12 protein-coding genes and 1 riboswitch are annotated in these 15,232 nt (G+C 38.3%); of the genes, 2 read left to right on the forward strand and 10 right to left on the reverse strand.

All coding sequences use genetic code 11. The features are described 5' to 3' along the window. Positions 1–79 precede the first annotated feature (79 nt). From MHI22_RS14190 to MHI22_RS14220, 7 genes are all read right to left on the reverse strand, one after another. Positions 80–913 (reverse strand): putative RNA methyltransferase, encoded by an 834-nt coding sequence (locus MHI22_RS14190; protein ID WP_036128503.1) that lies wholly within the window; start codon positions 911–913, stop codon positions 80–82. A 2-nt stretch (positions 914–915) separates the two neighbouring features. Next, positions 916–2,271 carry an MATE family efflux transporter gene (locus tag MHI22_RS14195; RefSeq protein ID WP_101966905.1) on the reverse strand — a complete coding sequence of 452 codons (1,356 nt, stop codon included), beginning with the start codon at positions 2,269–2,271 and terminating at the stop codon, positions 916–918. Between the two features lie 150 nt (positions 2,272–2,421). After that, on the reverse strand, positions 2,422–3,189 hold the full coding sequence (locus tag MHI22_RS14200) for a tyrosine-protein phosphatase (protein WP_036128509.1): 768 nt from the start codon (positions 3,187–3,189) through the stop codon (positions 2,422–2,424). A gap of 142 nt (positions 3,190–3,331) precedes the next feature. Further along, a complete protein-coding gene (locus MHI22_RS14205; RefSeq protein WP_340812275.1) occupies positions 3,332–4,282 on the reverse strand; it encodes an ABC transporter substrate-binding protein in 951 nt (316 codons plus the stop codon). After that, positions 4,266–4,823 (reverse strand): hypothetical protein, encoded by a 558-nt coding sequence (locus tag MHI22_RS14210; protein WP_089933771.1) that lies wholly within the window; start codon positions 4,821–4,823, stop codon positions 4,266–4,268. The genes MHI22_RS14205 and MHI22_RS14210 overlap by 17 nt, the downstream gene beginning before the upstream one ends. Before the next feature lie 153 nt (positions 4,824–4,976). Then, a riboswitch (cobalamin riboswitch) is annotated at positions 4,977–5,176 on the reverse strand. A 99-nt stretch (positions 5,177–5,275) separates the two neighbouring features. Next, a complete protein-coding gene (locus tag MHI22_RS14215; RefSeq protein ID WP_036128514.1) occupies positions 5,276–5,821 on the reverse strand; it encodes a glutathione peroxidase in 546 nt (181 codons plus the stop codon). A gap of 84 nt (positions 5,822–5,905) precedes the next feature. Continuing rightward, positions 5,906–6,454 carry a hypothetical protein gene (locus MHI22_RS14220; RefSeq protein ID WP_036128516.1) on the reverse strand — a complete coding sequence of 183 codons (549 nt, stop codon included), beginning with the start codon at positions 6,452–6,454 and terminating at the stop codon, positions 5,906–5,908. A gap of 90 nt (positions 6,455–6,544) precedes the next feature. On the opposite strand from MHI22_RS14220, the gene ytvI reads away from it, so the two are divergent. Then, entirely contained in the window at positions 6,545–7,603 is a 1,059-nt protein-coding gene (gene ytvI / locus MHI22_RS14225; protein WP_036128518.1) for a sporulation integral membrane protein YtvI, read from the forward strand. Between the two features lie 194 nt (positions 7,604–7,797). On the opposite strand, the gene MHI22_RS14230 is transcribed toward ytvI, so the two are convergent. After that, entirely contained in the window at positions 7,798–8,931 is a 1,134-nt protein-coding gene (locus MHI22_RS14230) for a C40 family peptidase (protein WP_280139373.1), read from the reverse strand. 848 nt (positions 8,932–9,779) lie between these two features. Further along, complete coding sequence (locus tag MHI22_RS14235; protein ID WP_101966896.1) at positions 9,780–11,768, reverse strand: ABC1 kinase family protein; 1,989 nt, start codon at positions 11,766–11,768, stop codon at positions 9,780–9,782. 245 nt (positions 11,769–12,013) lie between these two features. On the opposite strand from MHI22_RS14235, the gene MHI22_RS14240 reads away from it, so the two are divergent. After that, entirely contained in the window at positions 12,014–13,708 is a 1,695-nt protein-coding gene (locus MHI22_RS14240; protein WP_101966895.1) for an FAD-dependent oxidoreductase, read from the forward strand. A 552-nt stretch (positions 13,709–14,260) separates the two neighbouring features. Here MHI22_RS14240 and MHI22_RS14245 read toward each other — a convergent pair. Next, positions 14,261–15,211 carry a c-type cytochrome gene (locus tag MHI22_RS14245; protein ID WP_101966894.1) on the reverse strand — a complete coding sequence of 317 codons (951 nt, stop codon included), beginning with the start codon at positions 15,209–15,211 and terminating at the stop codon, positions 14,261–14,263. Positions 15,212–15,232: the final 21 nt, after the last annotated feature.

Here is a 15,232-nt window from a genome sequence, read left to right on the forward strand (position 1 = left end):
TGTTACATTCCTACCTTATTCAATAGTTATTCCCATTGTAATCGAAAAGACCAGTATACTGCAATTGCAGGTGGCCCTCTTAAACTTTCCCTACTAATAGATCTACATCAATCGTAATTTCATTTAATACAATGGCCGTTTCCTCTTTTTTATGCCAGCCCATCGGTGTCATCTCTAATAACGCCGGCACAAGCTCTTCTGCAAGCGGTAAAGTATAGGTTACACGTTCTACTATAACTTCACTAAAGCTATCTTTAAAACGGGCAACAATTTGTTCATTAGAGTATGTTTCCTTGCTCGAATCTGCATATAATTGGGCACGCAGTTCCTGTAAATAGCCGCTTTGTGGTACAACCTTTACAAGACAGCCATCTGGGGCAAGAAGACGCTTAAATTCCTCATAATTTGCGGGCGATAAAATATTTAATATTGCATCAAAGCTTTCTTGCGCAAATGGACTTTTGGCTAAATCACCTACACACCAAATTTGTTGTGGATAATGACGTGTTGCTGCCAATATGCCCTCTTTTGCTATATCGATACCAACACCGATGCCATTGTCTATGTCTGTCATAATACGAGCTAAATGTGATCCTTCTCCACAGCCAGTATCAAGCACTGTTTTTGCAGAGGCTATAAGCTTACTAATTTTTTCTTCTACAGCATCATAAATCCCACTATCAATCACTGCCTTACGAGATTCAAAAAGACTTTTGCTATATTTAGAAGCAGCGCTATGTGTCAGCATGTTGACATAGCCCTGCTTAGCTATATCAAAAGAATGGTTAGCAGGACAAACCAATCTTCCCTGCTCATAGACATGCATCGATTGCTGACATACAGGACAAGCAAAAAGTGTGATAGATTGCTCCATTAATGCTGCCGCTATCGCACGTTTAGATAATGCTCCCATTTCTATGCCTCCTTCTGTTCATTCGGTGAAACGAGGGCAAATCGCTCCCATTTACGGCTTTTCCATCTAAAGTATACGATAATTGCACGTACCCATTCATCTGCTGAAATAGCTAGCCATATTCCAACCAAGCCCCAATCCAATATAAATACAAATAAATAACCAAGCGGAAGACTCATACAAACCATCGATAGAAAACCAATCTTCACAGGAAATCTGGCATCTCCAGAAGCACGTAAAGAGTTAATGACAACGATATTCATTGTACGGCCAGTCTCTAGCAAAATACTGAGGGCTAACACGGATGCTCCAATAGTAATGACATCTGGATTATCGGTAAAAACATGCATGAGTGGTTTGCGGAAAATCGTAACGACTGCAACCATAATAATCGTAAAAACAAATGCCGCACGGACACTTATCCATAGTTGATGGTATGCCTCATCCTTCTTCCCTGCCCCCACATGACGTCCGATAATAATAGCTGTTCCTGTACCAATGGCAATCGCAAATAAATACGTAAACATCGAAATATTCATAGCATATTGTCGTGCTGCCAGTGTTTCTGCTCCTAAATATGTCGCATAATATAAAAAGACAATCTGACAAAACTGATAAAGTACCTGTTCAAAGGCAGAAGGTAAACCAATGTTTAATATTTTCCTTACATATTCCTTAGAATAATCAAAATAATAGTGTAGCTTCACGCGTACTTCCATCACTTGATAGAGCAACCAGAAAAACACTAGTACTGCTAATCCTCGACTAATGACCGAAGAAATAGCCGCTCCTTTTACACCAAGCTCTGGTAAACCTAAATTCCCAAAAATCAGACCATAGTTTAGCACAACATGCAAGATATTCATGCCAAGTGATACATACATCGTTTGCTTCGTCCAACCATGTACACGAATAATTGCAGCAAGTGCATTAATAATAGCCTGTAGAAAAATAAAACTCCCGATGATAACTAAATAACTTTGTGCATAGTGAAGTACTTCTCCCTGCAAGTTCATCATAGTCATTAAATGTTTTGCAAAGAAGAAAAATAGAATACTCATTAACAGTCCAACAACCAAATTCATTGTGACAGCTAAAGCAGATATTTTCGCTGCTTCAAAAAAACGTCTTGAACCTAAATACTGTGAAACGACAATGGATGCACCATTCCCTACCACTTCAAGAATCAAGATCGCAATATGGATATATTGATTGGCTGCACCTACTCCGGATACAGCATTATCTGATAAAGCACTGAGCATAAAAGTATCGGCTAATCCCATTAACATAAATAGAAATACTTCTAAGAAAATAGGCCATGTTAAATGGAATAGACTTAACTTATTTGTCTCTTTCATTGTCTCTGCCAATACTTTCACTTCTCCTATATTTTTCTTAAAAATCTATTGTATCTTATCATAAATTTTCAGACTGTAAAGAGGTTTATAGGAAGACAGCGCTTCCACATAAAAAATCCCTCTCACACAGATATGTGAAAGGGGTCATTGTTATGTTAAGCAATAAGCTTGCAATTGCTCTCGTCTAGCAATAGTTAGGCCAAACTCCTGCTCTAAAAACTTAGTCTTTGAGCCATAATGGTAATCCATAGCATCCAATGCTGCTTGTAAATAGTCTTCTCGAGCAGACATTAATGCATAGAATTGCTGTAATTCTTGCTCATTATATTGATGTTGAATAGCCTGTGCCATTCTGTCTACCATTGGACGTAAATGGATATTCGTGTTTAAATAGTCTTCCATAATCGTCTCCTCAGGTACATCTAAGGCTAGCAAAATAAGAGCTCCCCCTATACCTGTGCGATCCTTACCAACTGCACAATGGTGGACAAGACCCAAATTGTCAGGATTTTGTATGGTTTTCATTAACTCTTTAAAAGAAGGATTATTAAACGGCATCTGTGCATAAAAATCTCGGAACATTTCGGGGCTTACTGCTTTATAAAAATCTCTACCACCAGCATTTGTAGGCATTTCAAATGTATGATTGCCCTTCGCTGGTATTTGAATATATTGAGCGTGTGAGAACATAGGGTTAGGATTATGGTGTGCCTCATTATTATCACGATAATCAAAAATGGTTTTAATCCCTAATGTTTCAAATAGCTCTTTATCCGCCAACGTCATTTTCCCAAGAGCCGCTGAGCGGTAAAATAAACCGTTCTTGACAATGCGCCCATCCCTTGTCCTATATCCCCCCATATCTCGAAAATTATAAACTGCCTCAAATGGAATTATCTTTGTCTCTAACTGTTCCAATTACTACACCTCCTAAAATTATCGAGCACTCTTACTTTTATTTTATAGAACTAACTCAATTAATTCCAATTTTCACACTAGGAAATAACAACCCACATAAAAATGGCTAGCTGTCAGTATACAGCTAGCCTTGAATGGTTTCTTATTTAAATAACTCTGGATAGACAGCCTTTGCTACTAGTTCTACGGCTTCCCCAATACGTGGGCCAGGTCGATTAGAGATATCTGTATCAAGAGTCTGTACTGCTTTATTTTGAACTGCTGTCACTGTATTCCATCCATCACGTGCAAGTATTTCACCTATTGGATCCTCTGTGTAGTTTACTGTCGTTAAAATAACATCTGGGTTTTTCACTATGACATCTTCCTCAGAAACTTGTGCCCAGCTGCTCAAGTCAGAAAAAACATTCTTAACATTGGCTGCATCTAGTATTTCTTGCTGGAAAGTACCAGAGCCTGCTGTATAAATATCGGGTTTAGGACTAATTTCTAAATAAACATTTTTCGGTGCTTTTACTTCCTTCACCTTTGCTTTAACGTCAGCTAATTTCGCTTTAATCTCTTCGTTTACTTCACTTCCTTTATCTGCAACACCCATTACAGCTGCGATCTGTTCGATGTCACCATAAACATCATCGAATGTAGCTGCTGATTGAATAACAAACACTTTGATTCCAGCATCTTCAAGTGGTTTCATTGCTTCCTTATCACCAATCGTATAAGCTATAACAACATCTGGCTTCAACGCTATGATTCGTTCACTGTTAAAATTCACAGAATCAGAAACCCGTTCAATTTTCTGTGCTTCCTCTGGGTAAGTATCATACTCAGTTGCTCCTACGATTTTATCACCAACACCTAGAGCAAATAAAATTTCTGTATTACTTGGTTGCAATGATACAACTGTTTTTGGTACTTCTTTAAACTCTATTTCTACACCGCGATCATCTGTCACTTTGTAGTTTGTTTGCTCTGTTTGTTGTGTATCCTGTGAAGCGTCTTTATTTTTAGTATCTACCGAAGTACCACAACCTGCTAAAATCATTGCAAGGAAGAGTACTGTTAGCCATTGAACATTAAATAATTTCTTCATTATTATTCTCCTTTTTCTTTTTCATCGGATATGATTTACTAATAAATGGTATTTCAGCTATCCCTGCTTGTTGATTCATAAAGACAGCCATAACGAAGCAGACATTGGCTAATAGGCCTAAATAATCAAAAAGAATAGCTGGAACCTCTCGTTCATCCGATACTTTGTGTAATGTACGATATGATTTTTTTGCTTCACTACGGCAAAGATGTAGAGCAGCGGCAGCCTCTGTACCTTGAGGTAAGACAAAGTTTTGTATCTCTTCCTTCACATGACGAACATAAAAATCATAGCGCTCACTTAACCAAGCAAGATCCTCTTCTGTTACAGCTAGTTTTCCACGAACCGAGCCATTGACATGGTAGGCCATAGGTAAAATAATTATTAAATCTTCTACAACAGCTTGTACATCCTCTTTCTTAACTGCAGCTAAAGCAACTCCCAAATGCGTAGTCAGACTGTCTGTTCGAATCTCAAAATCAACCGTCGAAGCTTTTTCACGCATAAATGGATAACAAGAATAACGTGCATCTTTTTTCACTTGCGATCCCCCCACTTTTCATTATGAAAATTCTTGCATAAAAAAACGCCGCTCCTTTACGCAAAGGAACGACGAAAATAACATAATAATGGCCAAATTAACATGACATAGCCTATGTATTTGCCGTATATCCTCCTAGCTTCCGAGAAGTTTTTATACGTTCAAACAAAGGTCGGTCTCCTGGCTTGTACAGTTCATTACATAAAAAACGAATGTGTGATAAAGTACCTTCCCATCTCTGTTAAGACAGTGGTAAACCTTTATACTAGCTGTACTTACAGTTGCGGAAACAGCTTCGGTTTTTCACCGAATTCCCGATTATGCTTGTTAGCACCTTTATTCTGCAAGAATAATTCACTTGTAAAGCAGTTTATCATATATTAATAGGAAAAAATAGCTGTGCTTTGAATGGATCGTCACCATTTCTAAAGAATAAGATAAACAAAACTATTTTATAGTATAGTTTCAATTGCCTGTTCAATATCAAGTTGTGAATCTGTTGGTTCAAAGCGTGCAACGGTCTTGCCGTTAGCATCTACTAAAAACTTTGTAAAGTTCCAGCGAATATTACGACCATCTAAAAAGTTAGGGGCAAGTTGAACAATTGCCTCAGCAAGCATTTTTTCCTGCATGCTCGCCTTGCCAAACTCTCGAAAATCCACTTCATGTTTTAAATAATTGAATAATGGGTGGGTAGTCTCTCCATTTACTTGTACAAGCTCAAAAATTGGGAAGGTAACGCCATAATTCACTTTACAAAGATGCGTAGTCTCCTCGCCATCTTCAGGATTTTGATGACCAAATTGATCGCAAGGAAATCCTAGAACGACAAAATTATCTTTCCCATATTTATCATACATTTTTTGTAAGTCATCAAATTGATATGTAAATCGGCATTGATTCGCCGTATTGACAATTAGCATCGTTTTTCCACGATATGTTTCCATGGATAAAATTTCACCATTAGGTTTTCGTACTAAATAATTATAAATGCTCATGTCTTAACCCCTTTTATTTTTTCATTTATTATAGTTGACTATTCAATAATTTACCAAATAATTTGCACAAAAAACACCATCTCGTTACGTTGAACGGATGGCTGACTTATACTTCTGTTTAGATTTAACGTCCTGCTCTTCATTAATTAAACGATGGGCAATGTCTAATAACTTTATGTCACTTGTCTCGTCATATAGCTTTTTAAAAGATACAATAATATCATGGCGAATGTGAGTCGGATGCTTCTCATCTAAACAAGTTTGAAATCTCTTTGCTAAATAAGACACCACTAAGTCACTTTGTACTTGACCTGCTAGCCCAATTTTCCAAATAGCTTGTAATGCATTTCGAGCTGTAACGGATCGTTCATCATAAGTCACAGCCCAAATCTTTAAAAAATCCTCCAATACCCTTTCTTCTGGGTCACTTTTTGCGGCTAAGGCGCATAAAATTTGTGCAGCACGTGCACGTGCATGACCATCTTTGTATGTAAGTGCTTGTACAAGCTGTTCCCAGACTGCATATGTCCAATCTACGGGTTCCTGCAGAATTTTTATTAGTTCCTCGTAAGATTCAATATCGCGGTCATGCTCTGTTAGATTATTAAAAAGTTGCAAAATCTCTTTCTCCATAATTTATCCCTACCTTTATTGTTTCAGAACGTAATAAAATTTGATTTATGGTACACTTAACTTAATTTTTTTCTCAAAGAAGGTGAGTTTATGAATAAATTTAATGCTAGGAAAATGATTTTCCGATTGATTGTGATTCTTTCTCTACTTGTAGCTGCCTATTTTGTAATCCCTGTATCCATGCCTATAATACTTGCTGGTGTCAGTGCATTTTTCTTAGAACCCATTGTTATGTTCTTTAAAAGGCGATGGAAAATGTCAAGGAAAATTGTAGTTGCTTTTATATACATAGTGAGTGTTATTGTTATCTCTATTATTTGCTATATATCCATTACACAAATTATGTCGCAAATAATTATATTGTCAAAGCAAGCTCCCTATTATATTTCCAAGCTATCAGATATGTGGCTTCATATGCAAGAAAATATTTCTAAATACACAGAGGACTTTCCACCTGAAGTAAGTGCTTCGCTTCAAAAAACCACTATGGATTTCATAAAGAAAGTTGAAGAATCCTTTTTAAGCTTCTTTAATTATAACAAAGTTTCAGCATTCTTTTCAGAGATTCCAAGCCTATTTATCAGTCTTCTCGTTTATATGATTGCTTTATTCCTATTTATGCTTGATTTGCCCAAATTAAAGGAAATCACTTATAAATATTTAAAGCCTAACACAGCAAAGAAAATAAAAATCATCTTAAATCGTTTAAAAGATGCAACATTCGGTTATATGAAGGCACACTTATTTGTAAGCTTTATCATAGGTGGCGTCACACTTATTGGATTACTATTAATCCAACCGAAATATGCAGTTACGATGACCATTATTATTTGGTTAATAGATATCGTTCCTTTCCTAGGGTCCATTATTATATTAGCCCCATGGGGACTATACCATCTATTAATGGGAAACACAGCTATCGCTGTAAAATTATTCATCTTAGCTGCTATTTTACTTATTATTCGTCGTGTCGTCGAGCCTAAACTAATGGGCGACCACATTGGCTTATCCACTTTGCCAACATTAATTGCCATGTTCATTGGTCTACAGTTATTTGGTATCATCGGTTTACTCGTTGGCCCATTTGTTATCATTTTCTTTATTGCCTTAAAAGAGACAGGTGTCATTAAGCTAAATTTTAAAATTTAATGCAAAGTCATTACGCTTCGAGCTTACCTCTAATGCTCCTCTTAAACCACTGGAAATGCAAAATAAGTGTTCATCTCTCCTCGACAAAGGAGGTAGATGAACACTAAAGCAAAATAAAAAAGGTCATCTTTGTATATTTTTTCTCTACAAAGATGACCTTTTCATCATGTCAATCGTCTATTAAATATAGAGGCTTATTGAATACGACCAAAGCCTACTAAGTATTGATTCCACCAATCAAGTGATTCAATTACGATACCATTGTTTTGAGCATCGATCATTGTGTTGTTCCCTAAGTAAATACCTACGTGAGCTACACCAGAACCATAGCTGAAGAATACTAAGTCTCCAACACGTGCTTCACTTGCTGAGATACGTTGAGTTGCTAAATACTGCTGTGATGCTGTACGTGGTAAAGAAACACCTGCTTGTTTGTATGACCACTGTACAAGACCTGAACAGTCAAAGCCTGTCGATGGGTTACTACCACCCCAGACATATGGACGTCCTAGGAATTGTTTAGCTGTTGAAATAGCATCTCCTGAAGAAGCCGTACCAGCTCCTGAGCCCATAACAATTTTTTGTGGCACGCCGCCATCATTATTTTGAGTTGCTTGTACAACTGGAGTTGCTGCTTGTAGCGCACGTAAACGGGCTGCTTCTTCTTCAGCTGCTTTACGCTCTGCCTCTAAACGTTCTTCTTCTTGTTTCGTTGCAATTTGAGCTTTTAATGCAAGTGATTTCGCTTCATTTTCAGCCTTTTTCACTTCCATTTCGCTTTCCTTTTGTTGAAGCTCTTGGAATTGCTTTTGAAGCTCTTTTTGTTTTTCATCTAATGTAGCTTTTTGTTGCTCTAAGCTTGCTTTATCTGCTTCCTGTTGATCTACCAATTCTTGGTCAGCATCCATTAATGTTTTGACCGCTACGACACGATCCATTAAATCGGCAAAGCTTTTTGCTTCAAGAACGACATTTAAATAAACGCCTACAGTATTATCTTGTGCTTGGTATGCAGCCATACGCTCACTTAAAATTTTAGAACGTTGCTCGATACGTTTTTGTGTTTCAACAATACTAGCATCCACTTCTTTAATATCAGCTTGTACCTGTTTAAATATTTTCACCTTTGCGTCGATCTCTTGTTGTAACTTTGTTAATTCTTCTTGTAATTTTTTAACTTGTGCATCAATTTCAGCCTTTTTCTCAATCATTTGTTGAGAAGTTTCTTCGGCATGTACTTCTGTTGGTTGAATTGTATTAAATAATAAGCCGCCAGCTAGTGCTAATGCTAGCACCATCGACTTACGCCATTTATTGCGCTTACCCACTGATCTTCATTCCCCTTCATCTGTCAATTTCGCTCTAGATATTCTATGTAATCACTTGAACGATTCTATTTTAATCAAATGTTCTTATATTTATTTTAGCCTTTTAAAGTTTAGCATTTTCAGCATAACTTTTATACTATTTCATGTCTATTTAATACATTAGTAAAACTCGAAATATTTCTGTAATATTTGCAAGAAAGCTACTTTATTCTACAAAACGCCACTTTATTCTGCCTATCGCTACTATTAGCTGATTCGACATTAGACCTACACATCACTTTGTAATGTTTTTGTAATATTTTATTCAAATATTTCAATGAAAAAGGTAGGGAATCAATCCCTACCTACTAATGTTTGAAAAACAAAACCACCAATAGAATTTTCGCGAAAAGTGAAAATGGATTTCCGTTGCAGGCTACTTGCTTTCCTGTGGGCGAGCGCCGAGCCGCTTCCTCCGCTATCACTCTGTGCAGGGGCTCGCCTGACTCGCTATCCCACGGGAGTCAAGTAGCCTTCCACTCCAACCCATAAATTTAGTAAAGGTTTTCCAATAAAGTGAAGGGTATTCACTACTCTTTATGGAGGGGTGTTGTCACTCAGCACTTCTCCACATTGAAAATAAGAGCCTCTCCTTTCTCTAAGAAGACAAATAATGGGCTAATTTGTTCACTACGGCTCGTATGAAAGATAAGGAAAAGAAACTTTTGAACATGGTTAATTAGAGCGAACGCAGTGAGTAAAGCGGCTCATAAGACGCCCCCTGGAAAAGGCGCTGGCGGAACCCCCCACCCGTCTCTGCCGTTGACATCACCTTTTTCAACAACATGAGGTAGGGAATCAATCCCTACCTACTGCTTCATCGATCTCAGTGCTTGTATAGATAATCTCACTAACAAAATTGCACATAAAAATAAACCTAAATAAGCGGCTGTGTTTAAATATACCGCATACGAATCATGAATAAATTGTGAGATGGCTAAAAGAGCGACAGATATAATGCCAAATGTTATCCCTACTAGAAGCAGAACAAATCGAGAAAACAGATGTGTGATAAAACGTGCATTATGTTCATCCGAGAATATATCATGATGTAAAATGATTTTCCCACTTTCAACCCGTTGAATGAGTTGATCTACCCTTCTTGGCATTTTTCGCAAAGTGGGAATCAGCATGGATAGTTCCTCCTGCAGTCGCTCTTTTGTTGCCATCGGTTCTTTAAATGGCTTTAGGAAAGACGCACGCATATATGTAGCAGAAAAATCCTTTGCCTCTGTAAATATATCGAAACGTTGATCAATGACCCGTAATGTGCCATCTAGCGTCACCAAGGACCGGAGAGCCAATCCTACAGCAGGATAAAATGCAAGTCCAAAATCTCTTACCACTGTAAAGAGCGCATGGATCAATTCTTCAGTTGGTATGCGATCAACATAGGAGATTTTTAATAAAATTTGATCGATGGCCTGCTCCATTCTTGCGCGTTCTGCATGATCAGCATTTTCCACTAATAATGTTAGGCCATCATATAACACGCTTGAATCATTAAGCTGAATGCCCATCAAAAATAGCTTTAAGCCTTCTTGCTGTGTAGCTCCTAATCGTCCAACGGCTCCAAAATCGAGCAAAACGGGTGTGCCATCCGATTCATCGATATGAATATTACCTGGATGTGGGTCTGCATGAAAAATACCTGAGAATAGCATTTGCTCAAAGAAAGAATATAATACCGTTTTGGCAAAGTGCCTACGATCAATAGATAAACGTTTGAATTCTGATGCCCCATCCGCCACACTTTGTCCACGAATATATTCCATCACAATGATATTCTCATTACTATACGCTGTATAAATTTTAGGAATTCGCACCTTATAATCACTTTTGGCTAGCGCATTCTTTACCTGTAATGTGTTACGCACTTCAATATCTAAATGAATTTCCTCACGTAGTCCATCGGCAAACCCACCCGCTAACTCCCGAAAGCCTAATGACTCTGCCCAAGTCGATTTTGTTGAAAGCCAATTAGCAAATTCCTCTAAAATTTCAAGATCATCACGCATAATCCCTTTTACTTCTGGGCGCAATAGCTTGACGACAACCTCTTCATAATTTTTGAGTCGTGCCTTATGCACTTGGCCAATTGACGCTGCTGCAATGGGCTCCATTTGAAAATGACTAAAGATTTCATCCATAGGTTGTGGAAGTGAACTCTCTAAAATTTGTGTAACTTGCTCTGCTGGTAAAGGCTTCACACTATGTTGCAATCTTTCTAACTCATCAATAAAAATAGGTGAAAATAATTCTTTACGTGTAGAGAGGACCTGTCCAAATTTAATAAAAATCCCACCACACTGCTCTAAAGTTGCTCGTAGTGCAATCGCAAGCTCTTTTTCATTTTCCCGCTGCCTTGCATATTTAATTGTTTGCACAACACCGTTTGTAACAGCAATTTTTAACACCTGTCGCAAACGTTTCTGCTGTCGCCAATAGCTTCGCAGACGCAATAGCAAGGACTTTTGACCGTTACGACGATCTCCAGCCGTAATACCGCTTGGATCAAATAACTCAAAAACCAAATAAAGCAACATCGAGATAAGTAGCATACTACCAATCCAAATAAGTGTGCTAACCTCTGTCACTGTCTGCATCATCGTTTCAGACAAAAAATCTGTATGGCGTAAATAAGAATACCAGTAAACAAAAGAGGTTAGTGTCACACTAATGACGACCGATAGCACTCTGCGAACAAAATTAATATTTGAACCAATTAATCGTCCGCTCACAATATAAATCAAACCCGATACAATGAGGATTTGAATTAAAAATTTCAAAAAAATCAACAGTGTCACCCCCTGTGTCATTTCCAATTCCTACTACCGCTAGTATAGCAAATTTATGCCCTAACTTTCTTTTACAAGGAATATCTCTGAAATTTTATAATATGTACTGCTTGATAATATACCCTTATAGGTATATTATTGATTTATAGTATTCATCCTATATAAATTATCAATCATTAGAAATTAAACCCTTATTTAATAGTATCCAAATACCCTAATATGTATTTTGAAAAGGAGTGTTTACTTTGAGTAAAAAATTTATAGTAGTTGGTGGCGTTGCAGGTGGTGCATCAACAGCGGCACGTATACGTCGTCTTGATGAAAAAGCAGAAATTATTATGTTTGAGAAAGGTCCGAATGTTTCTTTCTCTAATTGTTCCCTACCGTTCCATTTGAGCGGGATTGTTGACAATAGCGATAAATTAATCTTAATGACACCTCAAGCCTTTCAAACAAAATACAATATTGAAGCTCGTGTTCAACAAGAAGTTATACGTATTAACCGCATGCAAAAAACCGTCACGATTACGGATTTGAAAACTGGTGCTGATTATGAGGAAAGTTACGATACGTTAGTTCTGTCGCCTGGTGCAAGTCCTATCGTTCCAAACTTAGAAGGTATTCATTCTGAACATGTCTTTACTATTCGAAATGTGGTGGATATTGACCGTTTAAACCGTTATCTACAAACGGATAATGTGCAAGATATTGCTGTAATTGGCGGAGGCTTCATTGGTGTAGAGGTAGCAGAAAATCTAAAGCTTGCAGGCTTTAATGTATCACTAGTCGAATTCGGTCAACAAATTATGGCACCGTTCGATTATGACATGGCTCAAATATTACACAAGGAAATGGCTGACAAAGGGGTTCAAGTCATTGTGAACGACGGCCTCGCACAAGTTGCACCCGATTATGTGGTATTAAATTCAGGCAAGCAATTAAAAGCACAAGCAGTTGTATTAGCCATTGGTGTTCGCCCTGAAACCAAATTAGCTAAAGAAGCTGGGCTAGCTATTGGTGAACTAGGGGGTATCCGAGTGGACGCTAATTATGTGACATCTGACCCTTCCATCTATGCTGTAGGAGATGCTATTGAAGTATTCCATCAGCTTACTCATAAACAAACGCGTCTAGCTTTAGCTGGTCCTGCTCAACGACAAGCACGCGCCGCAGCTAACCATATGTATAGTATCCCACAGCATAACAAAGGGGTTATTGGTTCTTCGAGCGTACAAATCTTCGACCTTGTATGTGCTGCAACAGGTTTGAACGAAAAAACAGCTCTAGCAAATGGCTTTCAAGCAAAAAGTGTTTATTTAATTGCACCAGACAAAGTAGGATTAATGCCAAATAGTAATCCGCTTCACTTTAAACTCATTTACGAAACACCAACTGGAAAGGTTCTTGGTGCACAGGCGGTTGGTAAAGGGAATGCAGATAAACGAATAGACGTTATAGCCACTCTTATCACAATGGGCGGTACTTTAGAAGATTTGAAGGAACTAGAATTATCCTATTCTCCAATGTTTAGCACTGCACGTGATATTGTAAATTTGGCAGCACTTGTAGCACAAAACCAATTACACGGGAACTTCAAACAAATAAAAGTGGATGAAGTTAGGCCACTCATTGAAAAGCAAGCCTTTTTCTTAGATGTACGTGAAAAGAACGAATTCGAATCTGGTCATCTCATTGGCGCCCACCATATACCTTTAAGCGAACTTCGAGAACGAATGAATGAGATACCAAAGGATCAGCCTGTTTATGTACATTGCCGATCTGGTCAACGAAGTTATAACGCGGTTATGACTCTACAAAATAATGGCTATTCTAATGTCATGAATGTCAGTGGATCATTCCTTGGTATTTGCTTATATGAATACTTTACAGATATAACAACTAACAGGGAAAAAATTGTAACTACCTATAACTTTAACTAATCTAAAAGGGATGCGGTGATGTCAATGGGAGAAGCAGCTATTTTGAAAGGTAAGGGGTTGATTTCCGTTCCGTCAGTGTCCTTTCCAAGGGGGGCGTCCGATGAGCCGCTTCACTCACTGCATTCGCTCCAAGGTCTCATCTGTGACGCTGGCTCCACTCCAATCAACCATGTGCAAAAGTGTCTTTTCCTTATCTTTCATACGAGCCGTAGTGAACAAATTAACCCATTATTTGTCTGATTAGAGAAAGGAAAGACTCCTATTTTCAATATAGAGAAGTGATGAGTGACAACACCTCTCCATAAAGAGTAGTGAATACCCTTCACTTTATTGGAAAACCTTTACTAAATTTATGGGTTGGAGTGGAAGGCTACTTGACTCCCGTGGGATAGCGAGACAGGCGAGCCTCTAAAAGAGGAAGCGGCTCGGCGCTCGCCCACAGGAAAGCAAGTAGCCTGCAACGGAAATCCATTTTCACCTTTCGCAAAAATTCTATGGATGGTTTTGTTTTACAACACAATAAGGGATGCTGTTTAACAGCATCCCTTATTGTTAATTTGTTGACAGTACTTTTTCCCAATCAATCGTACCGTTTTTAATTTGTTCACGTTTTTCTTTATCCATAATGTCATTTGGACGTCCGCCTTTTGGCCAGTCTTTATCATGGTTTGCCCATTCTGGACGATCTTGCGACAAAATAAAGGCAGCTAAATCAGAAGCTTCCTGGTCAGTTAAAGTACCCGCCGCACCTATCGGCATATTATTTTGAATATAACCTGCCATCTTCGACATACGCGCCATGCCAGCTCCATCATTAAAGGAATTTCCCCCCCATAACGCTGGACCAGTATTGGCATCAGTACCAGATCCGTCAGCAGCATGACAAGCAATACAAGACTGTGCATAAAGCTCCTCGCCATCAGCAACATTTGGAATCGGAACATTCTTCATATCACTAGTGCCTGCCCATTCACGTTTTGCACCGATAGGTACACCTTCAGAAATATAAGCAAAATACGCCACCATAGCCTCTAGCTCATCACTATTCATTTCAAATTTTTTACCATTCATACTACGAACCATACAACCATTAATACGTTCTTCAATCGTAACTATACTACCTGAGCGCCCGATATATTGTGGATAATTTGCCATTACTCCCACTAACGACGATGTTTGCTCATCATAGCCTGCACCTGCGTGGCAACTTGTGCAAGATAATTGGTTTCCTACATATTCATCTGCCGCTACATGCGTGTTATTGACAAGCTCATAACCGTATAAGATTGCCTCTTTCATAGGTCCATCTGGTACTTCTTCAATACTTGGCGGAGCATAGACCACTGACTGAGCAGCTGCTGTTGTTGGTAATTGCGTCTGCACTGTCGCTTCTTGCTCGCCAACATTCGAATCAACTGATATTTTATCGCTGACAATTGTTCCAACAAAAATTGCGCCTGCTAACAGTACTGTCCCTGCTACTCCTGCTACTATAGGTTTCATCTATAATACCCCCCTTTGTAT

It is taken from the genome of Lysinibacillus sp. FSL L8-0312, from assembly GCF_038003285.1.
Classification (GTDB): Bacteria; Bacillota; Bacilli; order Bacillales_A; family Planococcaceae; genus Lysinibacillus; species Lysinibacillus fusiformis_D.